General features: G+C 67.0%; 17 protein-coding genes. 9 read left to right on the top strand and 8 right to left on the bottom strand.

Going from position 1 to position 26457, the window contains the following annotated elements:
- The first annotated feature begins 31 nt into the window (after positions 1-31).
- Positions 32-856 (top strand): DUF4198 domain-containing protein, encoded by an 825-nt coding sequence (locus BMZ45_RS15190; RefSeq protein ID WP_091637385.1) that lies wholly within the window; start codon positions 32-34, stop codon positions 854-856.
- Positions 857-917: 61 nt separating this feature from the next.
- On the opposite strand, the gene plsB is transcribed toward BMZ45_RS15190, so the two are convergent.
- Positions 918-3857 carry a glycerol-3-phosphate 1-O-acyltransferase PlsB gene (gene plsB / locus BMZ45_RS15185; protein ID WP_254776666.1) on the bottom strand — a complete coding sequence of 980 codons (2940 nt, stop codon included), beginning with the start codon at positions 3855-3857 and terminating at the stop codon, positions 918-920.
- A gap of 97 nt (positions 3858-3954) precedes the next feature.
- Positions 3955-4863, bottom strand: a complete 909-nt coding sequence (locus tag BMZ45_RS15180; protein WP_091637384.1) for a hypothetical protein — start codon at positions 4861-4863, stop codon at positions 3955-3957.
- Between the two features lie 323 nt (positions 4864-5186).
- On the opposite strand from BMZ45_RS15180, the gene BMZ45_RS15175 reads away from it, so the two are divergent.
- The 4 genes from BMZ45_RS15175 to BMZ45_RS15160 are packed head-to-tail and all read left to right on the top strand — an operon-like array spanning position 5187 to position 9822.
- Positions 5187-5687, top strand: a complete 501-nt coding sequence (locus tag BMZ45_RS15175; RefSeq protein WP_091637383.1) for a Csu type fimbrial protein — start codon at positions 5187-5189, stop codon at positions 5685-5687.
- A 13-nt stretch (positions 5688-5700) separates the two neighbouring features.
- Complete coding sequence (locus BMZ45_RS15170; RefSeq protein WP_175489093.1) at positions 5701-6453, top strand: fimbrial biogenesis chaperone; 753 nt, start codon at positions 5701-5703, stop codon at positions 6451-6453.
- A 4-nt stretch (positions 6454-6457) separates the two neighbouring features.
- The gene (locus BMZ45_RS15165; RefSeq protein WP_091637382.1) at positions 6458-8812 is read left to right on the top strand and encodes a fimbria/pilus outer membrane usher protein; all 2355 of its coding nucleotides are present in this window, start codon (positions 6458-6460) and stop codon (positions 8810-8812) included.
- Entirely contained in the window at positions 8809-9822 is a 1014-nt protein-coding gene (locus tag BMZ45_RS15160) for a Csu type fimbrial protein (RefSeq protein WP_254776664.1), read from the top strand. Before BMZ45_RS15165 ends, BMZ45_RS15160 begins: the two co-directional genes overlap by 4 nt.
- 262 nt (positions 9823-10084) lie before the next feature.
- On the opposite strand, the gene BMZ45_RS15155 is transcribed toward BMZ45_RS15160, so the two are convergent.
- From BMZ45_RS15155 to BMZ45_RS15135, 5 genes are all read right to left on the bottom strand, one after another.
- Positions 10085-11026, bottom strand: coding sequence for a 5'-nucleotidase, lipoprotein e(P4) family (locus BMZ45_RS15155; protein WP_091637381.1), 942 nt, complete (start codon positions 11024-11026; stop codon positions 10085-10087).
- Between the two features lie 619 nt (positions 11027-11645).
- Positions 11646-11774 (bottom strand): hypothetical protein, encoded by a 129-nt coding sequence (locus BMZ45_RS22135; RefSeq protein WP_256374559.1) that lies wholly within the window; start codon positions 11772-11774, stop codon positions 11646-11648.
- Between the two features lie 97 nt (positions 11775-11871).
- The gene (locus tag BMZ45_RS15145) at positions 11872-12336 is read right to left on the bottom strand and encodes a RidA family protein (protein ID WP_091637380.1); all 465 of its coding nucleotides are present in this window, start codon (positions 12334-12336) and stop codon (positions 11872-11874) included.
- A 71-nt stretch (positions 12337-12407) separates the two neighbouring features.
- Positions 12408-12920 carry a GNAT family N-acetyltransferase gene (locus BMZ45_RS15140; RefSeq protein WP_091637379.1) on the bottom strand — a complete coding sequence of 171 codons (513 nt, stop codon included), beginning with the start codon at positions 12918-12920 and terminating at the stop codon, positions 12408-12410.
- An 18-nt stretch (positions 12921-12938) separates the two neighbouring features.
- Positions 12939-14918 carry a UvrD-helicase domain-containing protein gene (locus tag BMZ45_RS15135; RefSeq protein ID WP_091637378.1) on the bottom strand — a complete coding sequence of 660 codons (1980 nt, stop codon included), beginning with the start codon at positions 14916-14918 and terminating at the stop codon, positions 12939-12941.
- 131 nt (positions 14919-15049) lie between these two features.
- Between BMZ45_RS15135 and BMZ45_RS15130 the strand changes: the two genes are divergently transcribed.
- The 4 genes from BMZ45_RS15130 to BMZ45_RS22025 all read left to right on the top strand — a co-directional run bounded on the left by BMZ45_RS15130 (position 15050) and on the right by BMZ45_RS22025 (position 23128).
- Positions 15050-15853: a sel1 repeat family protein gene (locus tag BMZ45_RS15130; RefSeq protein ID WP_139215529.1), complete on the top strand. Its 804-nt coding sequence runs from the start codon at positions 15050-15052 to the stop codon at positions 15851-15853.
- A 324-nt stretch (positions 15854-16177) separates the two neighbouring features.
- Positions 16178-16939 (top strand): sel1 repeat family protein, encoded by a 762-nt coding sequence (locus tag BMZ45_RS15125; RefSeq protein WP_091637376.1) that lies wholly within the window; start codon positions 16178-16180, stop codon positions 16937-16939.
- Between the two features lie 250 nt (positions 16940-17189).
- Positions 17190-17810 carry a thymidine kinase gene (locus BMZ45_RS15120; protein ID WP_091637375.1) on the top strand — a complete coding sequence of 207 codons (621 nt, stop codon included), beginning with the start codon at positions 17190-17192 and terminating at the stop codon, positions 17808-17810.
- 320 nt (positions 17811-18130) lie between these two features.
- A complete protein-coding gene (locus BMZ45_RS22025; protein ID WP_254776663.1) occupies positions 18131-23128 on the top strand; it encodes an RHS repeat domain-containing protein in 4998 nt (1665 codons plus the stop codon).
- Positions 23129-23622: 494 nt separating this feature from the next.
- On the opposite strand, the gene BMZ45_RS15110 is transcribed toward BMZ45_RS22025, so the two are convergent.
- Entirely contained in the window at positions 23623-26445 is a 2823-nt protein-coding gene (locus BMZ45_RS15110; RefSeq protein WP_091637374.1) for a serine/threonine-protein kinase, read from the bottom strand.
- Positions 26446-26457 lie beyond the last annotated feature (12 nt).

Raw genomic sequence — 26457 nt, 5'->3', positions numbered from 1 at the left:
CGGCGCGACTCCTCCCCATTCCGGACCTCCCATGACCCGATTGAAGACCGCCCTCGGTGGCCTGGCCTTGTGCCTGATCACGGCCTCCGCGGCCGCGCACGTGCCCTTCCTCAAGCCCAACCAGTTCAACGTACTCAACCCGCGCGTGCAGGTGGAATCGGCCTTCACGGAGTTTCCGTTCCAGGCCGACTTCGCGATGGACTCGCCGAACTTCTCGATCACCGCGCCGGACGGTACGCAGGCGGCGATCAAGGCCAGTGCGAAAACCCGCGGCGCGGTCTATCTGGAGCCGACCCTGGCGCGCGACGGCACCTACCGGATCAGCACCGGAGTGCGTCCGGGGCCGACCTACAAGGCCGTGGAAACCGCGGACGGCAAACTCTATTTCTCCGACGACATCGCGCGCAAACAGGGCGCGGCCACGTCTCTGAAGTACTTCAGCAGCGCGGACACCTATCTCGCCAAGGGCGAACCCGCGTACACGCAGCGTCCGTCGAACGCCGGCGTGGAGATCGTGCCCTTGTCGTCGCCCAACCGTCTCATGCTGGGCGGCGAGCTGCGCCTGCGCGTGCTGCGCGACGGCAAGCCGGTGCCGAACGCGCGCATGGTGGTGGTGGCGGACAACGAGCACTACGTCGCCCACCGCGACGGCGATCTGTACGACGTGGAAAACGTGCGCGACAGCAACCTGCGCGCCGACGCCGCCGGCGAGATCGCGTTCCGTCCCAGCCAGGCGGGCCTGTACCTGCTGTTCGTGACCCTCCACGAGAAGATCGATCCGACCTTGTGGGAGAGCCACAACGCCTCGCTGACGCTGGAAGTCGGCCTGCCCGAGACGAAGTCGGCCCATCCCTGATGGCGCGGCATCGGCGACGATCGCAATTCGATCGTCGCCGACCGCCCCCGTGTCCCCGGTCTTACTCCGCGGTCGCGGGCGACGCCGGCGCTTCGGCCGGCTTGGCCATCTCCGGGCTGATCTTCTCGATGGTGTGGCGCAGCTCGCGGCCGAGGATGACCTTGGCGTCCTTGGCCCAGGCGTCCAGGCGCGCATCGAAGGCGAGCTTGCCGTTGCTGTCGGGCCAGACCAGCTTGAGCTCGCGCAGCTTCTGGATGAAGCCGCGGAACAGGGTCTTGTCGAAGAACTCCGGCGCGGCCGGCGCATACAGCAGCGACAGGCGCTGCGCGGCGAGCTGGCACTGGCTTTCCAGTTCGCCCGCCGACATCGTGCCCGGGCCGTTCTTCACCAGCACCGAAATCGCGATGTAGTAGCGCTCGAACGCCTGTTGCAGCGAATGGCCGATCGCGCGCAGACGGAACACTTCGTCGGTCTGGCCGGCGTTGCGCGCCAGGATGCCGCCGTCGTCCTCGCTTACGCGTTCGAGCAGGCCTTCGCGGATGAACACCTCGACCGTCAGCGTCAGGCGCTGGGCGAATTCATCCTCGGTCCAGGGCAGGAACAGCTCGGCCTGCAGGAACGGATACACGCTGCGGCCCAGGCGCAGCACGCCGGCCAAGCTCATGCGGCGGTTGTGCTGGAAGCAGCACGCGATCCACGACGCGCCGGTGAACAGGTGCAGCACATTGTTGCGGAAGTAGCTCAGCAGCACCGCTTTGTCTTCGCCGTCCACGCCCAGCACGTCGCCCAGCGGATGGGCGATGCGCTCGAGCACGTTGATCTCTTCGCCGTGGGCGACGATTTCCTGCGGCGTGTGCGGGGTGACGGTGACGCGGTCGGAGTACGGCAGCTCGGCCAGCAGGGTCTTGGACAGCGCGATCTGGGCCAGCAGGTCGGCCTCGCCCATGGCGTGCTTGGGCGTGGACAGCAGGGCCAGCGCCAGCAGGTTGATCGGATTGACGTCGGCGGCGCGGTTGACGTTGACCTGGATGCGTTCGGCCAGCGCGGCGACGGTGTCCGACAGCCACTGCGGTTTGTCGTCCTCGCCGACCGGTCGGCCGTCCCATTCCGGCGCGTGCTCGGCGAGCACGTCGTTGAGCCGGATCGGCTCGCCGAAGTTCACCACCACCTGGCCGTAGTTGGAGCGCAGCACCTTGGGAATGCCCCACAGCAGCTGCCAGATCGATTCCTTTTCCTTGGGCTTGCCGGACAGCTCGTCGAGGTAGCTGTTGCCCTCCATCAGCTTCTCGTAGCCGATGTAGACCGGCTGGAACAGCACCGGCCGGGTGGGCTGGCGCAGGAAGCCGCGCACGGTCATCACGATCATGCCGCCCTTGGGCGGCAGCAGCCGGCCGGTGCGCGAGCGCCCGCCCTCGATGAAGTACTCGATCGAATAGCCGCCCGCGACCAGTTGCGCCACGTACTCGGAGAACACCGCCGAATACAGCGCGCTGCCGCGGATGCTGCGACGCAGGAAGAACGCGCCGCCCTTGCGCAGGATGGTGCCGACCACGGGCAGGTTGAGGTTGGCGCCGGCGGCGATGTGCGGCGGCACGATGCCCTTGGTGTAGAGCAGGTAGCTCAGCAGCAGGTAGTCCATGTGGCTGCGGTGGCAGGGCACGTAGACCACTTCGAAGCCGGGCGCTTCCTGCTTGAGTTTGTCCAGGTGATGGACCAGCACGCCGCGGTAGATGCGGTTCCAGACCGGAGTGAGCAGGAAGCTGGCCGAGCGCACCACCGGATGCGAATAGTCGGCCGCGATCTCGTAGGCGATCGCGTGCGCCTTCTTCCAGGCGTCGACCGGCGAGCTGTTGTCGCGACGCGCCTGGTCGGCGATCGCGTCCTTGACCGGTTCGGACGCGAGCACCTGATCGACCAGCAGGCGGCGGGTCGACAGATCCGGGCCGATGACCGCGGCGCGGATGCGGCGGAAGTGGGTGCGCAGCACGCGCGAGAGCTTGCGCACCGTGCGTTCGGCCGGCAGGCCTTCGCCGACGATGCCGCGCAGCGAGACCGGCGGCGAAAACCGCACCAGGGTGTGGCGGCCGTTGAGCAGGATGGCGAGCAGGCGGCGGAAGCGGCCGACCAGGGTCCAGTTTTCCGAGAACAGCACCGAGAACCAGCCCGTGCTGCGATCGGGCGCGCGACCGACGAAGATCGACACCGGCACCAGCTGCACGTCCAGCTCCGGATCGTCGCGGTGCGCGTCCAGCAGACGCGCGAGCGAGCCGGAGTGGGTCTTGGCCGGCGGCGGCTGCGGCGTGGCCGCGCCCAGCGATTCGCCCAGGGATTGCAGCGGCGCGAGCGTGCCGCCGGCATTGCGGCGCGACAGCGCGACATAGGCGCGCTTGCGGCCGAGCGGATCGCCCGGCAGCGGTTGCAGCGGCGAGGGCAGGCCGCTCTCGCGGCAGGCGCGCTCCAGGATCAGCGCATTGGACAGGCCATAGTCCTCGAGCACGTAGCAGACCGGGCGGCCGTTCCATTCCTCGGCCACATGCTCGGACGGCGACTTGGGCTCGATGGTCAGCTGCACCCACGGCGCCATCAGGCGGCCCAGCAGCTTGGCCCACCAGGGCCGGCGCGCCGGCGGTAACGCGCGCGCCTCGACCGGCGGCGGAGGCGGCGGCGGGATCGGCAGTTCGGGCTGGTCCGGGTCGTGCTCGGCGGCGTCGCGGTCGGCGGACGCGGGCTCGATCGCCGGGGCCGGCTCGGCCACTGACGATGGGTCGCTGGCGACCGGCGCGGGCTCGTGCGCGGCGCTGGACACCGAGGCGTCCGCAGCTACGTCGCTCAATGTGCCAGCTTCGGCCGCGAACATGTCGGCTTCGTTGGCTTGGTGCGCGATCGCTTGATCGGCTCCGGGCTCGCGGGCGGCGCCGTCGGCAGTGGTCGCGCTGGGCGTGGCGCCGTCCGGACGGGCCGGTTCGGCGTTGGGGAAAGGCAGGGGCGTTTGTTTCGGCATCGGCGCCATTATGCCCATTCGGATTGGGGCTGCTTGGGTCGGCGCGATGGCGTGGCGCGCAACGCGGGCGCGGCGAATGCGCGCCGGGCGCGCGCGACTAGGGCGCGGTCTTGGCGACGGGCGCGGGCGGCCGGGCGCCGCGCGCGCTGGCGGTGCGAACGGCTTCGGCCTCGGCGTGGCGCAGCACGTCGCTGAGGTACCAGCGCCCCTGGTGGCGTTCGACGCGCACGTAGGCGTCGATCGGCTGGCCGGCCATGGTGTAGCGGATGCGCACGCGCGCTTTGTCGCCGGTTTGTTCGGCCAGGGTCGCCTCGACCCGATCCAGGCTGGCGTCGATGTCCAGTCCGTAGCCGATCAGCACCTGCTTGAAGCGGCCGAAGAACGGGCCCAGCCGTTCCAGGCTGCGGTCCATGCCGGTCAGGCGCAGCGCGTCGGTGCCGGTGAGGCCGGTCTGGCGCGCGGCGGCGGCGAGCTGAGGGATCGCGACGCGCGCGCGCTTGGGATCGCCCAGCGGCGCGCGCTGGCCCCAGGCGCTGATCGCCCCGATCAGCTGAGCGTAGTGGTCGCGTTCCTCGGTGCTGTAGTCGCCTTCGCTGCGCACGTACTGGGTCGCGAACAGGCCCAGGGTGGCGGCGGCCGAGCGCAGTTCCGCGTGCGCGCCGGCGAACTGGCGCTGGTAGACGGCCTGCAGCTTCTTCTCCGCGCCGGGCGCGGCCAGGGCCTGCAGGAAGCCGGGCAGGCGATCCTCCAGCGGCAGCTCGGTCAGCGGCCAGGTGGTGCGGCCCTCGCGCCAGGCGGTCTCCAGTCGATCGTGCAGGGTCGGCGGCACGGCGTGGCGCGCGTAGCCGGCCAGGTCGTTGCGGCGCAGGTCGCGCACCAGTTGCTGCACCGCCTCGGCCGGCAGCTTGGGCGGCGCGTCGTGGTCGGTCGACGGCGTGCGATCGCAGCCGCCGCAGGCGACCACGGTCAGCAGCAACGCGGCCAGGGCGCGTCGAACGGTGAACATCGGTGGCGGCTCCCCAGTCGCGGACTGGCATCTTGGCCGCGCACCCCGGCCGACACAAGCCGTCATCCGGGGTGCGCTCGGAAAGCGCCATGGCTGACACAGTGCGTCTGCCAGTCCTGATTTTCAGCGCGGCGGTAAAACTGCGATGTCCCGCAAGAATCAGGCTGAATAGGTCTCGGCGCGTATTCGTGACCGCGATCACCGTGTGAGGGTTCATGTCCGGCTACCTTGCCGCTATGGCACGTTTTATGCGTCATTAAACAGGCCAGATCCGGCAAGACGCCGGGTCGTCAGCACGCGATCAGCGCAAGGAGCACCGATCTATGCGTCTTTCCACGAGCCATCTGCTTGTAGCCCTCCTCGTCGCCGGCATTGCGCCCGCCCACGCCGCCAACGACTCCACCCAGTTCGACGTCACCATCACGATCACCAGCGTCTGCGACATCCACACCGTCGCCGCCACCGACGTCAATTTCGGTTCGGTCGCCTCGTCCGCCACCAACGTCGACCAGCAGGGCCAGCTGAGCGTGAACTGCACGCCCGGCACGGCCTACACGATCGCGCTGGACAACGGCCAGAACGGCGCCGACGTCAACTCGCGGGCGATGAGCGACGGCACCAACCAGGTTCCCTATCAGCTCTATCGCGCCGCCGCGCGCGGCGCGGGCGATGTCTGGGGCAGCACCATCGGTGGCGGCGGCAACGTCCTCGCAGGCAGTGGCACGGGCGCGGCCCAGAACCTGCCGGTGTACGGCAGGACGCCGAGCGCCAACTTTCCCAGTGCTACTTACAATGACGTGGTAACCGCCACGGTGACCTACTGAGCGGAGCGGGGGAGTGAGCGGCCGCCGGCTCGCGCATGCCGTCCGCGCCGCTCTCGCCGGGGCGGCCCTGTCGGGCGTGCTCGCGTTGGCGCCGGCGCTGGCGGCCGGGCTTCAGGTCACGCCGACGTCGCTGACCCTGCCGGCCGGCAAAAGCGCCGACGGCCTGTGGCTCAGCAACACCGGCGACCGACCGCTGCGGGCCCAGATCCGGGTGTTCCACTGGATCCAAGAAAACGGCGAGGAACGTTTCGAGCCGACGCGCGCGCTGGCGGCCAGTCCGCCGATGCTCGCGCTGGCGCCGGGCGCGCGTCAGTTGGTGCGCGTGATCCGGCTCGGCGCGCCGCCCGCGGCCGAGGAAGCCTATCGGCTGATCGTCGACGAGCTGCCGCCCGGCGATCGGGACCGTCCGGCCGGCCTGCAGTTCGTACTGCGCTATTCGGTGCCGGTGTTCCTCGCTCCGACCGGGGACGCGACCATCGCGCCGGACCTGCGCGCGCAACTGGAGTTCGACGGCGCGCAGGCGCGCCTGACCGTGCACAACCGGGGCAGCCAGCACGCGCAACTGGCCGACCTGAGCTTCGTCGACGCGCAAGGAGGCCGCCATGCGATCGCGCCGGGCCTGCTCGGTTATGCCCTGGCCGGCCAAGGCATGCGTTGGTCGCTGACGGGATCGGCCGACTTGCTGCGCGGTCCCGGCACGCTCAAGGCGAGAGTCAATGGCGAACCGATCGAGCGAACCCTGGCGCTGGACTCGCCGGCTCGCTGAAGCCATGTCCGCCGGCTTGCTCCTGGCGTCGTCGGCGGGCCATGCGGCGGAACTGCCGCCGTTGACCGCGTCCCAGGCCGACGAGATCGGTACCGCCGCCGCTCCGCTCCAGCTCTATCTGGAAGTCAGCCTCAATCAGATCGCCTACGGCGCGCCGCAGCCGTTCGAGCTGCGCGACGGCCATTTGTTCGCCAGCGTCGCGACCCTGCGCCAGATCGGCTTCGTCCTCGAAGGCCGCGCGGACGGCGAATCGCTGGCACCGGACAGTTTGGTCGGCGTCGCCGTGCGCTACGACGCGTCGCTGCAACGCGTGGCGATCGACGCGCCGCTGTCGTTGCTGTCCTTGGCGACCACGCGCCTGAACGCACCGGGCGTCGATGTTCCCACCGCCACCGCATCGCCCGGCGTGCTGCTCAACTACGACGTCTATGCCAGCCGCGACGACCGCGGCGACAGCATCAGCGCCTTCGCCGAACTGCGCGCTTTCGGTCTGGGCGCCGGCGTCTTCAGCCAGACCGCGGTGACGCGCAGCCATCGCGGCGAAGGCGAGCGGCGGCGGACCGATTCGGTGCGCCTGGACAGCAGCTGGCGCTGGTCGGCACCGGCCTCGATGGTGAGCGTGACCGTCGGCGACGTAATCAGCGGCCAACTCGACTGGACCCGGCCCCTGCGCCTGGGCGGCGTGCGCATCGGTCGCGATTTCGGCCTGCAGCCGTATCGCATCACCACGCCGCTACCGACCTTCCTCGGCGAGGTCGCGGTGCCGTCGGCGGTGGACCTGTACGTCAACGGCATTCGCCAGTACAGCGGCGAGCTGCCGCCGGGGCCGTTCCAGCTCGCGACCGTTCCGGGCATCACCGGTGCAGGCAATGCGCAACTGGTGGTTACCGACGCTTTCGGCCGCACCCGTCAGCTCGACTTTCCGTTCTACGCCGCGCAACAGCTGCTCGCCAAGGGCTTGTCGGATTGGTCGCTGAGCCTGGGCCTGGCACGGGAGGACTACGCGTTGCGTTCGTTCTCGTACGGCAGCGAGTTGCTCGGCAGCGCCGACCTGCGCTACGGCGTCAGCGACGAATTCACCCTGGAAGCGCACGCCGAAGGCGGCGACAGCGTGGTCAACGGCGGACTCGGCGCGATCTGGTTGATGGGGCGCGCCGGCGTGTTCGGCGCGACGCTCGCGTACGGCCAGGACCGCAGCGATTCCGGTTGGCTGTACGCCGCCGCCTACAACTGGAGCAACGGCCGCTTCAACCTCGCCGCCGACACCCAGCGCACGCAGGGCGAGTACCGCGACGTCGCCTCGCGCTACGGCGCGCGCCCGGCGCGGGTCAGCGAACGCGCGGTGGCCAGTTGGAACGACACCCGCCTGGGGAGCCTGGGGTTGAGCTACGTGCGCCTGGTTTATCGCGACGAAACTCATCGCGACGAAACGCCAGCCCGCTACGGCAGCGCCACCTGGACCCGCACCTTCAAGGGCGGCGCGGCGCTGAGCCTGTCCTACAACCAGAACCTGGATCGCGCCGAGGATCGCAACGTCTACCTGGGTTACTCGATGAACCTGGACTACGGCCGCGACGATCGCCGCCTGCAAGTCAGCGCCTCGCTGCAACGCAACCGCGATCGCGACCAAGCCGTGTTCGACCTGAGCCGGCCGGTGCCCGGTGACGGCGGCTTCGGCTGGCGCCTGCAGGCGCGCGGCGGCGACGGCGAAGAGGGCGGCCTGGCCGAAGCCGGCTGGCTGAGCTCGTTCGGACGTTACAGCCTCGGCCTCGCCCGCCAGGGCGACAACGACTACGGCTATGCCAGCGCCAGCGGCTCGCTGGTCTGGATGGGCGGTCACGTCTTCGCCGCGCGCAATGTCAGCGATGCGTTCGCGGTGGTCTCCACCGGCCGCGCCGACGTGCCGGTGTTGCTCGAGAACCGCCCGATCGGCCGCACCGATCGCGACGGCATGCTGCTGGTGACGCCGCTCAATGCCTGGCAGCGCAACCGCATCGGCATCGATCCGATGGAACTGCCCGCCGATCTGCGCCTCGACAGGGTCGAGGTCCAGGCCACGCCGCCGGACCGCTCAGGCACCCTGGTGCGCTTCGGCATCGAGCAAGTGCACGCCGCCGTGCTGGTGCTGCAGGACGCGCGCGGCCAGGCGTTGCCGGTCGGCAGCCGCGTGCATCTGGATTCGGGCGCGAGCGCGGTCGTCGGCTACGACGGCGAAACCTACTTGGATACCTTGCAGGAACTCAACACGCTGCGCGTCGACACCGCCGACGGCACCTGCAGCGTGCGCTTCGCGTATCCGCTCGGCGACGGCGTGCCGCGCATCGGGCCGCTGGTCTGCCGGACCGAGGCGCCGCGGTGAATCGTCTGCATGCCGTCGCGCTATGCCTGGCGCTGATGCTCTGGCTGCCAGCGCGTCCCGCATCCGCGGCGACCACCTGCACCGCCACCATGACGACGCTGAATTTTCCGGCGACCAGCGGAGCGATCAGCGATGCCACCGCGACCTTGAGCGTCACCTGCTCGACCTTCGGCTTGTCCCTGCTCGCCAACGCCAAGGTCAACATGTGCGTGAGCATCTTCAGCGGCACCGATGGCGGCGGCACCCTCAACCCGCGCCGCGTCATCAACACCTTCAACGATCCGATGCAGATGCAGCTCTATACCGACGCCGCCCGCAGCGCGATCTGGGGCGCGCGCGGCAATGCCACGGTGCCCAATCCATTGCTGCTGCAATTCAGCTATGCGGTGCCCGTGCTCGGCGGCAGCCAGACGATCAACACGACCTTGTACGGCCGCATCCCTGCCCAGACAGGACTCAACGCCGGCACCTACGTCAACCGCTTCACCGGTGGTGCCGACACCTTGATCGAGTTCCGCTCCGCCGAGCAATTGCTTGGCACCCCCGCGATGCCGGCCTCATGCACCTCCGGCGGCGATGCCGGCACGCCTAGCCAATTCCCCTTCACCGTCAACGGCTCGGTGCCCAACAGCTGTACGCTCACCCCCAAGCCGGTGCCCAACCTCGCCTTCGGCAACGTGCCGGGGCCGATCGCCTCCAACGTCGACCAGACCACCTCGATCGGCCTGGTCTGCAGCGGCCGCACCGCCTGGCAGATCGGCCTCGACAACGGCCTCTACGCCAGCGGCACGACCCGGCGCATGCGTAACGGTGCCGGTCAGTTCGTCGTTTACGAGCTGTATCGCAACAGCCCGCGCAGCTTGCGCTGGGGCAATACCCTGGGCAGCGACACCTTGGCCGGCACCGGGACCGGCGCCGCGCAGTCGCTGTCGGTCTACGGCCGGGTCGGCGTACAGGCGCCAGCCATCGGCAGTTACAGCGACACCATCACGGTGACGGTGACGTACTGATCGCGGCTTCGTAACACGGCGATGCGGCGCGACCGGCGGGTGCCGCTTTCTCATCTCGTCGCGGATAAAAAAAGGAGGCGCTGGGCCTCCTTTAAACCGGCCGAAGCCGGGATTTCGAGTTGTGGCATGGCTCCGGCCGAGGCCGGACGCGAGCAGACTACGTCGCCCGTCAAGTTAATGCAATACCTGAAATTAAGTCAGGTAAGATATTGATTTTTATGGTTCCTATGATGCTGCGATGCGCCAAAGCCGGCGAGAGGGCTCAGGGCGCGACGTTCAGCGCCGCGCGCTTGCTGGCCCGGCGTGCCTCGGTGGGCTGGTCCCAGGCGTTGTTGAACAGCGCCGGCTCCCAGGAACCGTAGGTCGGGTTGGGCAGCATCCACCAGCGTTCGCCGAACCAGTCGTGGTACTGCTCGAGCAGCCGATTGCGGCCGTCCGGGGTGTTGGCCACGACCTGCACGAAGTCGCCGAGCTGATCGCCGAACTGCATCAGCACGCGGTACTTCTGCCCGGCCAGCTTGCGCCGGCAGTTCTTTTCGCTGCCGTTCTGCTCACAGCCTTCGACGAAGGTGCCCAGGCCCAGGAAGACGCTGTCGTCCTTCACCGGCATGCCGACCGCGCGCAGGTTGGCCAGGGTCGCGGCCTGCAGGTGCTCGGCGCGGTTGGACAGGTACAGCACGGTCACGCCCTTGGCGTTGGCGGCCTTGGCGAAGTCGACCACGCCCGGCAGCGGTTTGGCCTTCTTCTCGGCGACCCAGGCATCCCAGCTGACTTCGTCGTACTGCTTGCCGTCGCGGACCAGGCGCGCCTGGTAGGGCGAGTTGTCCAGCACGGTCTCGTCCACGTCCATGACCACGGCCGGTGCCAGGCCGGTGGCGGCGTTGCCGCGCTCGTCGGGCACCAGGGCGTCCCAGTTCTTCTGCTTCAGCGCGAGCTCGAGTTTGTCGGCGGCGGCGCGGTAGACGGTTTCGGTGGCGGCGCGGTATTCGGCCGAGGTCTGCACCCAGAGCACGGCGTTGAGGTTGTCGTCGGCGCCGGGGCCGGCCGGCGTCGCGGGCGTGGCGCTGGCGGTGACGTTAGCCGGGGCGGCGGCCGCTGCGGGCTCGGCCGGTTTGGCGGATTCGGCGGCGGGTTCGGTGCGCTTGCAGGCGCTCAGGGCAAGGGCGCAGGCGAGGACGGAGAGGGTAAGGGCGCGGGTGTGCATGCGCGATCCGGGGCTTGGAAAGGGCTGAAGTGTAGCCGAGGTGTGGGGTGGGCCATGCGTGGGGCGGTTGGCCGCTCTTGTTCTTTGGGCGTTGGCTTCCTCCATCGGAAATGCTCACTTCTCTTGCTTCTGGCTCACTCCTTTGGAAAAGGGTGAAGCCGTGCGGCTTACGAACCGCAGGTTCGTACACGGGTGAACGCCAGCAGGCTGTGCCTGCTGGCCGGGCGGGTTGGGGAGGATTTGCTTTGGTTTTGCTCTCGTCTCTTCGGGACGAAGGTTAGAGGCTTCCGCCTGCTGCGCATGCGCGCCACTTGCCGTTGCTTCTAGCTCCCTCCTTTGCAAAAGGAGGGTTGGGGAGGATTTGCTGTTGCTTTGCTTTCGTCTTTTCTGGCCGAAGATCAAAGGCTTCCGCCTGCTGCGCATGCGGGTCACTTTCTCTTGCTAGCCCAAGAGAAAGTAACCAAAGAGAAGGGCTAGCGGGACCAAACCTCCCCTGCGGGTTCGGGGCTTGCGCGGGGATTTTTCGAATGGACGTCCCTGTCCATTCGAAAAACGGCGCGCGTCCTGCGCGCCGCCCTTCGGGTCTACGATTGGTCGGGTGAGTGCTTGCTTTTGGACTTCAATGCCACACCAACACCAACACCAACACCAACACCAACACCAACACCAACACCAACACCAACACCAGCACCAGCACCAGCACCAGCACCAGCACCAGCACCAACACCAACACCAACACCAACACCAACACCAACACCAACACCAACACCAACACCAACACCGATTGCGGTTGTGGCGGGGCTGTTTGTGTGCGCGTGAGTTGTTGGCTAACTAGCAGCGCAACGTCAGCGCTTGGGTGCTTGCGCGATGCATTCCACTTCGACGCGGGCATTCATCGCCAAGCCGGACGCGGCCAATGCGCTGCGCGCCGGGAACGGGGCCTGGAAGTGGCGGCGGTAGACCTCGTTGAAGGCCGGCCATTCCTTGATGTCGGCCAGGAACACGGTGCACTTGATCACGTCGCGCATCGAGGCGCCGTGGCGTTCCAGGACTTCCTGGATGCGTTGCAGGGTGCGGTCGGATTCAGCGGCGATGCCGCCGGGGACGAGTTCGTTCTTGCCGGCGGCGGTGCCGATCTGGCCGGACAGGAACAGCAGGTCGCCGCTGCGCACCGCTTCGGAGAACGGCAGGCTGGCGGCGGCGGGGTCGGGGGACTTCAGGAACTCGGGGCGCTCGCCGCTCCAGGCCGTGCCGGCGGCGAGCAGGGCGGCGATGAAGACGCTACGCGACAAGGCGGTGGAAACAGGCATGGTCGTGTCCGAACCTGGGCAGGAATTCGCACCATCCCGCAACCGCCGCGCGTGCGCAATCCCGGGCGCGGCTAGAGCGCGGCGATCTGCAGCGAGACCTGCTTGCGGCCCTCGGCCACCCACTGGGTGCCGACTTCGCCGAAGCCGAATTTGGCGTGGAAGCGGCTGGAGCCTTCGTTCAAGGGCTGGCTGTAGAACTCGCAGGCGACCGCGCCGGCCGCGCCGGCGCGCGCGAATGCGAACAGGTCGCGATACAGCACCGCGCCCAGGCCGCGTCCCTGCTGCGTCGACGACACGGCGATCCGGTCGATGTACAGGAAACGTGGGTAGTGAGCCTGGAACCAACGGTAATTCGGGCTGTCGTAGCCGCAGCCTTCGCGGAACGCGAGCAGGAAGGCGAGCACGCGATCGCCGTCGTCGACCAGCACGCGGTGGTAGGCCGTTTCCCGCAGCAGCTCGAGCAGGCGCGCGCCGTCCATCGGGCTCAGCAGCGCTTCCGATTCCAGGTTCAGGGCCAGCACCGCGGCATGGTCGCCGGGTGCGAGGTCGCGGATGCGCAGCGTGCGGTGATCGTCCGAGGTCATGAGTGCGCTCGCTGCGGCTCAGCCTTCCAGCAAGGCCTTGATCGCGGCGAAGCCGGCGCTGGCGCGCTCCTGCTTGCGCGCCGCGTCGGCGACCGGGTCGGCGCCGTCGCGCTGCAGTTCCCCCACCGGCAGTTCTTCGATGAAGCGACTGGGCTGCAGGCGGATGCGGTCGCCCCAGCGCTGGGTCTCGCGCGAGTGCGACAAGTACAAGGCTTCCTTGGCGCGGGTGATGCCCACGTACATCAGGCGGCGCTCCTCGTCCAGGCGGCCTTCCTCGATGCTGGCCTCGTGCGGCAGGTTGCCTTCCTCGACGCCGACGATGAATACGTAGCGGAATTCCAGGCCCTTGGCGCCGTGCAGGCTCATCAGGCGCACCTGGTTGCCGGCCTCGCCCTTGTCGGCGTGCGACAGCAGCGCCAGCTGCGCGGCCAGTTCGCCCGGGCCGGCGCCCTTGCCGCCGTCGAACCAGTCCGATAGTTCTTCCAGGTTCTGCTTGCGGCGCTGGAAGCTGGCCTCGTCCTTGCACTGGGCGCGGATCGCGGCCAGCAAGCCGCTGCGTTCGCCCAGCACGCGCACCAGTTCGGCCGGGCTGATGCGCTGGGCTTCGCCGCGCAGCGAACGCACGATGTTGACGAAGCCGTCCAGCGCATTGGCCGCGCGCGGCGGCAGCTGCTTGAGCGCGCCCACCGATTCGGCCGCGCGCGACATCGGCATGTGCGCCTGCTGCGCCAGCTCGGCGAGCTTGGCCAGCGTGGTCGCGCCGACTTCGCGCTTGGGCGAGGTGACCGCGCGCAGGAACGCGGCATCGTCGTCGGGATTGGCGATCAGGCGTAGCCAGGACAGCGCATCCTTGACCTCGTGGCGCTCCAGAAACGCGGTGCCGCCGCTGAGGTGGTAGGGCACGCGCAGCAGCTGTAGCGCTTTTTCCAGCGCGCGGCTTTGGTGGTTGCCGCGGAACAGGATGCAGAAATCGCTCCAGGGCGCGCTGTGCTTCTGGGCCAGGAAGTGGATTTCGCTGGCGACCTTCTCGGCCTCGTGGGCGCTGTCGCGGCACTCCCAGACCCGGATCCGCTCGCCGTCGGCCTGGTCGCTCCACAGCGTCTTGGGGTGCTCGTGCGGATTGTTCGCGATCAGGGTGTTGGCCGCGCGCAGCACGCGGTTGCTGCAGCGGTAGTTCTGCTCCAGCTTGACGATCTCCAGGGTCGGGTAGTCCTTGCCCAGCTCCAGCAGGTTGTCGGGATTGGCGCCACGCCAGGCGTAGATCGACTGGTCGTCGTCGCCCACGCAGGTGAACAGGCCGCGCGTGCCGGCCAGGCACTTGAGCAGGCGATATTGGGCGTCGTTGGTGTCCTGGCACTCGTCCACCAGCAGGTAGCCGATGCGCTCGCGCCAGGCCAGCTGCAGTTCCTCGTCGGCTTCCAGCATCTGCACCGGCAGGCGGATCAGATCGTCGAAGTCGACCGCGTTGAAGGTGCTCAGGCGCTGCTGGTAGCGCTGGTACAGCAGTGCGGCTTCCATCTCGCGCGGGCTGGCGGCCAGGTTCAGCGCTTCCTCGGGCGAAAGGCCGGCATTCTTGGCGCGCGAGATCAGGTTGCGCATGTTGTCCAGCACGTCGGGCTTGCTGCCCGGCGGGATCAGATCCTTGATCTGGGCGGCGGAGTCGTCGCTGTCGAACACGCTGAAGCCGCGCCGCAGCCCGGCCTTGGCGTGGTCGATCTGCAGGAAGCGCAGGCCCAGGGCGTGGAAGGTGCAGATGGTCAGGCCTTCCGCGGCGTCGCCCTTGATGCGCTTGGCGACGCGCTCCTTCATTTCCTTGGCGGCCTTGTTGGTGAAGGTGATCGCCGCGATGCGCTTGGCCGGCATCCGGCCGGACGCGATCAGGTGGGCGATCTTCTCGACGATCACGCGCGTTTTGCCGCTGCCCGCGCCGGCGAGCACGAGCAGGGGGCCGTCGGTGTGCAGGACGGCGGCGCGTTGGGGGGGATTGAGGCCGTGCATCGTTGTCATCTTTCGGCCGGTGGGCCGGTCTATCTAGCCCATGAGTTTACCCGCTTGGGCAGTCGAGACCGGCTACCCTGGTTTCCCTAGGACCCTCCTGGACCCCCAGACCGTAAGAAGGAATTGACGTGATGCGTAAGACGATGCTGCTGTTGGCCCTGCTGCCGCTGTCCCTGGGGGCCATCGCGGCCGAGAAGAAGGCCGCGCCGCCGCCGGACCCGGTCGAGGACCCGCTGCTCATCACCGCGGGCTTCCTGACCCACCACCCCGATCTGAAGTACCGCATGCTCGGCATGGAGGCGTACAAGGAGAAGCGTTTCGACGACGCGCTGCGCTATTTCCGTCGCGCCAGCTTCTTCGCCGACAAGCCCTCGCAGGGCATGGTCGCCGAGATGTACTGGAACGGCGAAGGCGCGCCGCAGGACCGCGCGCTGGCCTATGCCTGGATGGATCTGGCGGCCGAGCGCGGCTACGCCGGTTTCCTGGGCCTGCGCGAACGCTATTGGAACGCGCTGAGCGCGGCCGAACGCGAACGCGCGACCAGCGAAGGCCAAGCCGTGTACGCGCGCTTCGGCGACGAAGCGGCCAAACCGCGCTACGAGTTCCAGCTACGCACCGGCCGCCGCAACATCACCGGCAGCCGCACCGGCTTCACCGGCAACCTGCAGATCCTGGTGCCCGGCCCGGCCGGCGAACAGTCGATCCCGGGTTCGAAGTTCTACGACGAGCGCTACTGGGACGCCAAGAAGTACTGGGCCTGGCAGGACAACGTGTGGATGAAGCCGGCGATCGGCCGCGTCGACGTCGGCGACGTCGAAGTGGTGCGCGAAGGCCAGCCGCCCAAGGTCGATTCGCGCATTCCGGAGACCCGTCCGCAGGTCGACGCGCCGGTGCCGGACGTGCCCGAGGAACCGGCGCCCAAGCCCACGCCGTAAACCGCAGGTCGCCGCGCCGACCGCGGGTCGGCGGCGCGGCGAAAAGCCGATGCCGGGCATGGTTCCGCCCCGGTACCCGTGCTAAACCGGGCGACACGAACGCAACCGCGTCCGTGCCGCGCCGGAGGCGCCGCCATGGCGAGATGCACGGCAGTCGATGGCCATTGCCGGTGTGCGCGCTGGCCGCGTCCGCGGCCGAACCGCTTGAGCGCAAGGTGCGCAATCCGTCGGAACGTCAGCCGCGCAGGCGGCGATACACTCCAGCCAGATCGCCATCCGCCCGCCGTCGCCGCGCCGTGGGCCGTCGCCCGCAAGGAGCCGTAGATGAACACCCGGTCGCTGCCGTTGCTGTGCTGCCTCCTGTCGCTGGCGGCGTCGGCCGCATCGGCCGCGCCCGTCGCGCAGCAGCGCGAGCGCGCCACCAATCTGGACATCTATCAGGCCGCGATCCTGCAATCGGCCGGGCATCCGAACGAACTGCATCGCTGGCACGGCATCTGGGCTTACGACAACGGCCGCTACGCCGAGGCGATCAAGCAGTTCCGTCACGCCGCGCGTTACGCCGACAAATATTCGCAGCACTTCCTGAGCATGATGTACTGGTTCGGCGAGGGCGCGCCGGCCGACCGCGTACTGGCCTACGTCTGGGCCGACCTGGCGGCCGAACGCGGCGACAATCCCGAACTGCTGGCGATGCGCGAAAAGATCTGGGAATCGCTGACGCCGGAGCAGCAGGTGGCCGTCGCCGTGCAGGGCGAGGGCTACTACGCCCGATATGGCGACGCGACCGCGCTGCCACGGATCAACTCGCACATCCGCCACTTCGCCCGCAATCAGACCGGCAGCCGCGTCGGCGCCCAGAGCGCGCGCCTGGAGGTGAGTCTGGGCCGGCCCGACATCTGGGCCGGCGGAGGCGGCAGCGCGGTCTCGACCCAGGCCATGCGCGGGGTCAGCCCCGGCGAGTTCTACGGCCCGCACCGCACCCGCACCGACGCCTACTGGAAAGACCAGGGCCTGCTGCTGCGCACCCTGACCGGCCAGGTCGAGGTCGGCGAGGTCAAGAAGGTCGAGGCGCCGGCGGATTGAGGGCTCGTTAAGAGCCAGTCTCCCTGACCCCGGCTTTTCCAGGGGGAAAGGCACGGCCGCGATCGACCCCTGCGTCACCTCTCCCTTGCTCTCGGTTCCCCCCTTTGAAAAAGGGGGGCTAGGGGGGATTTGCTCCACCCGCTCACCGCCCGCCGATAGCGAGGAGCACCCAACACAGCCCTCCCACAAGCACGCCGCCGCCCCACCGCGCAATCTCGGAACTTGCGCCACGGATGCCTACACTAGGCGCATGGCCAAGCTCTATTTCTACTACTCGGCGATGAACGCCGGTAAGACCACCACCCTGCTGCAGTCCGCGCATAACTACCGCGAACGCGGCATGCGCGTGGCGATCCTGACCCCGCGCCTGGACGACCGCGCCGGCAGCGGCACCGTGGCCTCGCGCATCGGCCTGAAGGCCGACGGCATCGGCTTCGGCCACGACCAGGACCTGGAAGCGCTGATCCGCGCCGACATCGCCGCCCACGGCGCGTTGCACTGTGTGCTGGTCGACGAAGCCCAGTTCATGACCCGCTCGCAGGTCTGGCAGCTCAGCGAAGTGGTCGACCAGCTGCGCATCCCGGTGCTGTGCTACGGCCTGCGCACCGATTTCCGCGGCGAACTGTTCGAAGGCAGCCAGTACCTGCTGGCCTGGGCCGACGAACTGACCGAGATCAAGACCATCTGCCACAGCGGCAAGAAGGCCACCATGACCGTGCGCGTGGACGAACGCGGCCGCGCGGTGCTGGACGGCCCACAGGTGGAGATCGGCGGCAACGACCGCTACATCTCGGTCTCGCGCGCCGAGTACAAGCGGGTGATGCGCGGCGAGGGGACGATCGAGCCGTTGCAGGCGTCGTTGCCGTTGTAGTGCTCTGCGCCGCCGCATGAAAGGCCGGCGGCATATCTGTAAGGCCTATTTTCCACGCGATTTGCGTAACTTCGCCACTCGAAGCGCGCGCTCGTTCGCTCGCGTCGTCTCAATGTTTGCGAGCGCTCTGTTCTAGCCTTCACACTATCGTTAGGGGAGCCGGTCGCGCCGGCTTGAGTTCAAGCGCAAGAGTCCACGCCGGTCTGCTCGGCGAGAGTATCCACGATATGCAATGCCGTTCTGACCGGATAGGCGCGGTCGCTGCCGCCGCCGTTTCGTTTCACTCTGTCGCGCCGTCTATTGCCATTGGAAATCGCGCCATGTCGTTCCTACTGCGCGGTGTCCTAGCGCTATTCTTGTGCGCCGCCGGTTCTATGGTCATGGCACAGGAAGCTGCGCCATGGCAGGAGTACGACCAGGCGATCAAGTCTTCGCAGCAGGTATCCGCACTGAGTTCGGGTATGTTCGGGGAGAACATCAGCGGCTACGACGGCTCCACGTACTTCCGTACGGTCGACATCGATCTCCCCGGGAACAATTCGCTACCGGTTCGGTTGGGGCGTCGCCTCGTCGTTGAAGACCGGTTTGGCCGCAATTACCTCGGAGGCTTCGGCAACTGGGAGGTCGAAGTTCCCTACATCGAGGGCACATTCGCCAGCGCTTGGGGTTGGACCGTTGCAAACCCTACGTCGCCTCAGCGGTTCTCGCGGTGCTCGATCCCGTCCGAGCCGTACATCAACCATACGAACTTCACGTCCGATGAGGTGTGGAGCGGCTATCACCTGTATCTCCCGGGCAGAGGGGAGCAGAACCTGCTCAAGTGGGTGCCAAGCACTTACAAAGCCCCTGCCGATGGTGTCGTTTATCCATGGACCACCCGTGACCTGGGGCGCCTGAGTTGCCTGTCTGCGATACAGAACGGCTACGCGGGAGAGGGCTTCATGCTTCTGACGCCGGATGGCGTGAAGTATCGGTTCGATTGGGCGGTGGAACGCTCAATGCGCAGTCTTCGCAAGGCTAACGGGTTTGAGTATGTCCTGCCGCGTAAGCGTGTCTATCTGCTCGCGACGCGTATCGAAGACAGGTTCGGAAACTGGGTTAACTACGCATACTCCGGAGACAAGCTTACGGGCATAACCAGCAGTGACGGCCGCGCGATTTCCCTCGCCTATCAAGGGGACAAGATCGTAACGGCCACCGCTGCCGGGAAGTCCTGGGCTTATACCTATGTCGGCGTTGGCCTGTATCAGGTCACGCAGCCCGATGGCTCGCGCTGGAGCTATGGCAGCTCGGGCGAGTTGCGCGCCAATTACGACGATCCGGACATGCTGGAAGTCAACGACTTCAAGGCCACCTGCGATTCGTCGACGATGGGAAACGGCCACTATGAGTACGTGGTCACGCACCCCAGTGGTGCCCAAGGCAAGTTCGTTTTCGACTTGAACCGGCACTATCGGGTCCATGTGCCGTTCCGCTGCACATTGGACATTGTTCGCAACTCCACAGGCACCTCCAGCACTCATGTGCAGGAAATGACCCTGACGGATCCTGATATCTATAATCAGGCTATCAAAGACGGCCAATCCGACAGCTACGCAACGGCCATCTCCTCCTACAAGACCTTCGTGCGGGTCGCCAGCGCGCCGACCACCTTGGGCAGCGGTGAAACGGGGCATGACAGGCTGTTGGTGCCCAACTATTTCGAGAACTTCTCCCTGACTAACTCGACCGTGTCTGGCCCAGGTGTTTCTGCGCTGGTCACGCAGTACGAGTACGGAAGGGTCTGGCCGCTCGGCTTCTGCGGGCGAACACCTGAAACGCCTCAGTGCATCGGAAACCGATGCGTCCCCGCATCGCCGGATTGCCCGGGACTGACATCGAAGTGGAATACAACGACGTTGCCGGACGGCAGAAAGTTGCGCCAACGCTTCGGCGTTGCCTATGAGAAGAACGAAGGCTACCTGATCGAGACCAGGGAACTCGACGCGGCCGGCGTGACGCTGCGTACGACCTTGAACGACTATGTTCCCGACGATGAGCTGGCAACGCAGGTCTTCTCGTCGAAAATCGGTTTGAGCCTGACCCAGGAAAGAATGGGGGCGCGGATCCAGCCTGTTACCCGCACCACCATCAGCCAGGATGGCGTGAGCTACAGCAACGCAGTCAATGCATTCGATGAGTTCGCTCGCCCGAAGACGGTGACGCGCTCGAGCAACATCGGTCAAGGCTATGCGCGCACCGACGCCACGACATTCCACGACAACCTGTCAAAGTGGGTGCTAGGCCAGATCGCCTCGGTATCCAGCGGCAGCACGATTCCTACCTCGGCCACGTATGACCCCGTCACCGCCTTGCCCACGGATTTCTATACGTTCGGCATCCGCAAGCAGACCCTGACCTACAACCCCGACGGCACCGTCGCCACGGTCAAAGACGCCAATAACAACGTCACCACCCTGTCGAACTGGAAGCGCGGCATTCCGCAGAGCGTCCAGCATCCGGCTACGTCCGAATCGCCCTTGGGCAGCACGCAGTCGGCGGTAGTCAACGACAGCGGCTGGATCGACTGGGTCACCGACGAGAACGGCTACAAGACCAGCTACCAGTACGACCTTATGGGCCGGCTGTCGCGGATCGTCTATCCCACCGACGACACCGTGGCCTGGAACGACAAGCTGTTCTCGTTCCAGCAGGTCAACCAGGAAGAAATGGGTGTTCCCGCCGGCCACTGGCGGCAGATGGTGGTGCAGGGCAACTACGAAAAGCTGACCCTGTTCGATGCCCTGTGGCGCCCAATCCTGCAGTACGAGCGCGATATCGCCGACTCCAACGGCACCTACCGGATCGTCCGCAACGCCTTCGATCACGACGGGCGGCAGACCTTCGCCTCCTATCCGCGCAACCCGTACGCGGACGGCAACTGGAACCTCAACACCGGCACCTGGACCAGCTACGACGCGCTGGGCCGAGTAACCAAGGTCGAGCAGGACTCGGAGCTGGGCAAGCTCACCACGACCACCGCCTATCCGACGGGTGGCGACATCGTCGTCACCAACCCGCGCGGGCACCAAACCCGTACGCGCTACGCGGCCTGGGACGAGCCGACCACCGACTATCCGATCGAGATCATCCAGCCGGCCGGCGTCACCACCGTTATCGATCGCGATCCCGTCTACTTCCTGCGGCCCAGGTCGGTGCTGCGCTCGGGCACCTACGCCGGCCAGCCCGTGCAGGCGCTGCGCAAGTACTACTACGACGGCCTCAATCGTCTGTGCCGTACCGACGAGCCCGAAACCGGCTCGACCGTCATGGGCTACGACAACGCCGACAACCTAAACTGGTCGGCCGCAGGCCTGTCGGGTTTGAGCACCGTCGACTGCGACCATGTGGCGGCCTACAACGGCGGTCGCACCGTCACCCGCAATTACGACGCGCGCAACCGTCTCACCCAGCTCAGTTTCCCCGACGGGTTGGGTAACCAGACCTGGACTTACACCAAGGACGGCCTGCCGGCCACCATCACCACCTACAACGGCCACAACGCCACCTGGCCGTGGGTGAACGCCTACCACTACAACAAGCGGCGCCTGCTCGACGGCCAGGGCGACAGCATCAGCCAGCCCGGCTGGTACGCCTGGTCGCTGGGCTACGGCTACGACCGCAATGGCAATTTGTCGGTGCAGACGTATCCGACGGGCCTGGCCGTGGGCTACGCGCCCAATGCTTTAGGGCAGGCCACCCAGGTGGCCACCGTGACGGGCAGCACCACCACCGGCACCTACGCCAGCGGCGTCAGCTACTACCCCAACGGGGCGATCAAGCAGTTCACCTACGGCAACGGCCTGCTCCACGCGATGTGGCAGAACGGGCGTCAGCTGCCGTGGACAGTCGATGATGGCGGCATCTCAGGCTTCTCCTACACCTACGACCAGAACGGCAACCCCACACAGATCACCGACAACGCCCAGGGCGCCAACTTCAACCGTTACCTGAGCTATGACGACCTGGACCGCCTAACAGCGGCCGGCTCGGCGATGTTCGGCGGCAGCACGCACTACATCAACTACGCCTACGACCCGATCGACAACCTGCGCAGCGTCAGCCATCCGGGCGTGCGCGAGCACACCTACTGGTACGACACCAACAACCGCCTGACCAACGTCCGCAACGCCGGCGGCGCCACCGTCACCGGCCTGGGCTACGACGTCCAGGGCAATCTCAACAACAAGAACGGGCAGGGCTACGAGTTCAGTTACGGCAACCGCCTGCGTGCCGTGACGGGCAAAGAGAGCTACGCCTACGACGGCCTGGGCCGTCGCGTGCAGACCATGCAGGCCGACGGCACGGTGCGCCTGTTCCAGTACAGCCAGCCCGGGCAGTACCTGTTCGGCTACACGCAAACCACCGCCGGCGCGCAGACCACCCACGAGAACGTCTACCTGGGCGGCAGCCTGATCGCGACCATCGACCACAACTGGCCGAGCAACACGGTCATCGCGACCAAGTACCACCACACCGACGCGCTAGGCAGCCCGGTGGCGACCACAAACACCAGCGGCGCGGTGATCGAGCGTACGAACTACGAGCCCTATGGCAGCCCGATCAACAAGACGGTCAACGGCATCGGCTACACCGGCCACGTGATGGATGGCGCGACCGGGCTGACGTATATGCAGCAGCGGTATTACGATCCGACGTTGGGTAGGTTTCTATCCGTCGACCCCGTGTCAGCAAGCTCGGGAACGGGGGGGAACTTCAACCGCTACTGGTATGGTTCCAACCACCCATTTAAGTACGTCGATCCTGATGGTCGGCAGGTTGTTGATTCAGCAGATCCAGTGAAGTTCTATCAGCGCAATACCCCTGAAGTCCTTGCGATGTTCCTCTGTGCATGCGATCCCTATTACTTCGATCCATCGGGAAGTGGGGCGCTGCAATCCAGTTCATTTCCTGGCGAGATTCTTATTCCAAGTCGTGCTGCGAGTACTGCCGCTGCGAGATTTCAGGCGAATCTGATCAGAGGACTGTTGAGAGCTGGAAATGCTGAATATAGAGACGGGGTGAGCGTCGCAGCAAGAAAACTGACCCAGCACGCGCAGCGGTCTGGCTTCTTCAAAGAGCCTGTTGGTACGGTGGCAGAGAAGAATGCGCATGCGCTGACCGTGATTCGAGATATTCTTACTAGTCCGAAAACCGTCAGGTCTGAGCTAAGAGGCGGCGGTTTCGAGTACAGAGTTGGCGCAAACGGGGCTGGTGTAAGGTTCAATAAGGACGGTTCGTTTAATACATTTCTTGACCCGAGGTTGCCAAAAAAATGAGCGCATTTAGCGTTGACTTCGTCAGCCCCGTCGATTTCGAGCATCTTGCTGCTGAGATTCGCTATGACGGTCAAATAGTTTGCCGTATCAAGAGCGAGCGAGGCGACGGCGAACTAGAGGTAGATTTCTTGCATGACCTCATTGAGCCAATTAGGCCTTTGTCTTTCTCCTATTCTGAATTCCTTCAATTGTTGGAAGACGTAGCGGAAGAAGTTAGGTCGTTGCGCAGGAAGGGGTGAATTGAGTACTGAAGGCGTTACCTATTCCAGCCGGCAAGACAAGTCTTAACGGCTGCTTGGCTAAGAAGCGGCGCTCACTATCGTCGACAGGGAACACGGGTCAGAGTGCAGTTCTGACTGCTAGCCGCGCCTCGGTCTGGCGGCCAGCCGGTAAGAGGACCTGACTGCGATCAGGCTCTAGCCAAACGCCAGCGCGAACTCGGATCAGACTGTTTTCAATCGCAAGCCGCGCGCATTCCGCGGGATGTGCGATGACTAGTCCCCGCAGTTCGCCCTGATCCCATCGATCTCCCGCCCGATCACGCTGCCGTCCGGCCGCTGCGTCGCCAAAGTGCGATGCAGCACGTCGAGGCGTTCGCGCGCTTGCGCGCGGGCCGGGCCGATGCAACGCACGCGCGCTGCATAGGCCTGCGCCAGCCAGCCGATCTTGCGCAGTTCGGCGTCGGAGTTCGGCAGGGCCGATAGCGCGTCCAGTTGCGCGAGCGCTTCAGCGTCGCCGGCCAGGGCCTGGGCGTTGGCCAGGCTGAGTTCGGCGCGACGGGTATGCGAGTGGGCGCTGCCGTAGCCGCTGCGGGTCTGGCGCACGGCTTCGCCGAGCATGGCCAGGCCGCGGTCGCGTTCGCTCAATGAGAGCAGGACCTCGCCTTCGAGGCGGTCGGTGTCGCCCAGCAGCGGGTGGTCGACGCCGTAGCGTGCGTCGCGCAGGCGGCGCGATTCGGTGAGCAGGGCCAGGGCTTCGCCGTTGCGGCCCTGTTCGTGCAGCACCATCGCCAGGTTGAACAAGGTGCCGGCGAGGCGGCCGGTGTCGCCGTGCTTGCGCGCGATTTCGATGGCGCGGCGCAGGGCGGACACCGCTTCGGGCAGGCGGCCGCGTTCCCAGGCGATCACGCCCAGGCTGTTGTAGGTGGCGCTGAGGTCGGTGTGGTCGGCGCCCAGGCGCGAGGTCAGCAGGTCGCGGATCTCGCGGAATTCGTCCTCGGCCAGGGCGAAGCGGCCCTGGTCGACGTGGATCGCGGCCAGCTGGCGGCGCGCGGACAGCGTGGTCGGGTGCTGGCTGCCGTTGACCTCCAGCGCGATCGCCAGCGCGTTGGCGGCTTCGCGTTCGGAGGCGTCGGTCATGCCCAGGTCGCGTTGACGCGCGGCGATGTTCCAGCCGATCTCGACCAGCAGCGGATGCTTTTCGCCGCCGCTCTGGCGCAGTTGGGTGCGCGCGCGCTCGAAGCCTTCCAGCGCGGCGCGGGTCTCGCCGATGTCGGCCTGCAGGCCGGCCAGGTCCATCAGGTTTTCGACTTCGCCTACGCCGTTGTGCAGGACTTCGCGACGCAGCGCGAGCGAGCGCTCGAACAGCTGGCGCGCGCCTTGGCGCTCGCCGTTGATGCGCCGGCAACGGCCGAGCTGGGAATAGAACTCGCTGGCCTGGGTCGGCAGTTGCGCCTGTTCGCGGCGCGCGTTGTCCAGCCAGGGCTGCATCAGTTCGATGCAGGCACGCGATTCGCCGAGCAGGCGCAGCACCTGGCCGCGCTGGGTCAGCGATTCCAGGCGCAGGCTGGCCGGGATGTCGTCGGTGAGCTCGATGATGTTGGCCTGGCGATCCAGCAGGGTCTTGGCTTCGTTGTAATCGCCCAGCCCGGTGCGCAGGCGCGCGACCACGCCCAGCAGTTCGGCGCGCGCGCGCGGTTGCCGCGCGAGTTCGCGGTTGCCGCGCGCGACCGAGGCGTCGAGCAGGCCGCGCAGGTCCAGCGCCTCGCCTTCGGGCGTGCCGCGCGCGTTCTCGAACAGGCCGACCATGAAATCCTGCATCGCCTGCGCGCGGCTGGCTTCGCGCACCGCCTGGCGCGCCTGCCAGGCCACGATCGCCAGCGCCGCGCCCAGCACCACGGTCACCAGGGTCGCGGTGGCCAGCGCCCAACGGTGGCGCTGCACGTATTTGTTGAAGCGGTAGCCCAGGCTCTGCGCGCGCGCCTGCACCGGGCGTCCGGCTTCGAAGCGTTGCAGATCCAGCGCCAGCGCTTCCACCGAGGGATAGCGTTGCTCGGGACGCTTGGACAGCGTCTTGAGCACGATGTTGTCGAGATCGCCGGCGAGCTGACGCGCGTGCCGGCGCAGCGCCGCACTGTCCGGCGGCGGGCCTTCCTCGCCGGTGCTTTCGGCGTTGCGCAGCACGGTCTGCGAGGGGCGCAGCGGATCGGCGGCGAGGATCGCTTCTTCCCACTCGGCGTCGGTTTGACGCTTCAGGCGATACGGCTTGGTCTCGGTCAGCAGTTCGTACAGCACCACGCCGAGCGAGTACACGTCGGTCATGGTGGTGACCGGTTCGCCGCGCACCTGTTCCGGTGCGGCGTAATGCAGGGTGAAGGCGCGAACGCCGGTGCGGGTCTGCTCGGGCAGCGGCGCTTCGCTGTCGAGCAGCTTGGCGATACCGAAGTCGAGCAGACGCACGTCGCCGCCCGGCGTGACCATGATGTTGGACGGCTTGAGGTCGCGGTGGACGATCAGATTGGCGTGGGCGTGGCTGACCGCGTCGCAGATCTGCTGGAACATGTGCAGCCGCTTGTCCAGGGGCGTGGACTGGTTGCGGCAGTAGTCGGTGATCGGTTCGCCTTCGACGTATTCCAGCGCCAGATACGGCAGGCCGTCGGTGCTGATGCCGGCGTCGAGCAGGCGCGCGATGTGCGGATGGGCGAGGCGCGCCAGGATCTGGCGTTCGCGGGTGAAGCGGATGCGCAGGTTGGTGTCGGCCAGGCCGGGGCGCAGCAGTTTCAGCGCGACCCGGCGTTGATACAGGCCGTCGGCGCGCGAGGCCAGCCAGACCTGGCCCATGCCGCCTTCGCCGAGCAGGCTTTCCAGTCGGTAGGGGCCGACGGTGCTGCCGGCGCGCGCGCCGGACAGGGCGGCCACCAAGGGTTCGGCGAGGAAGTCTTCGTGACCTTCCTCCAGCGCGATCAGGGTCTGCAGTTCGTCGGCGAGGGCCGGGTCTTCATCGCGCAGCTCGCGCAGACGCGTCGCGCGCGCCTGCGGTTCGAGCTCGAACAGCGCGTCGAGCAGGGGGGACAGCCGTTGCCAACGCTCGGCGTCCACGGGCGGCGGCGC

Origin of the sequence: Lysobacter sp. cf310, from assembly GCF_900114355.1 — a bacterium.
GTDB lineage: Bacteria > Pseudomonadota > Gammaproteobacteria > Xanthomonadales > Xanthomonadaceae > Lysobacter.
Note: the sequence above shows the minus strand (reverse complement) of the source record. Positions and strands in the feature narration are given on the sequence as shown.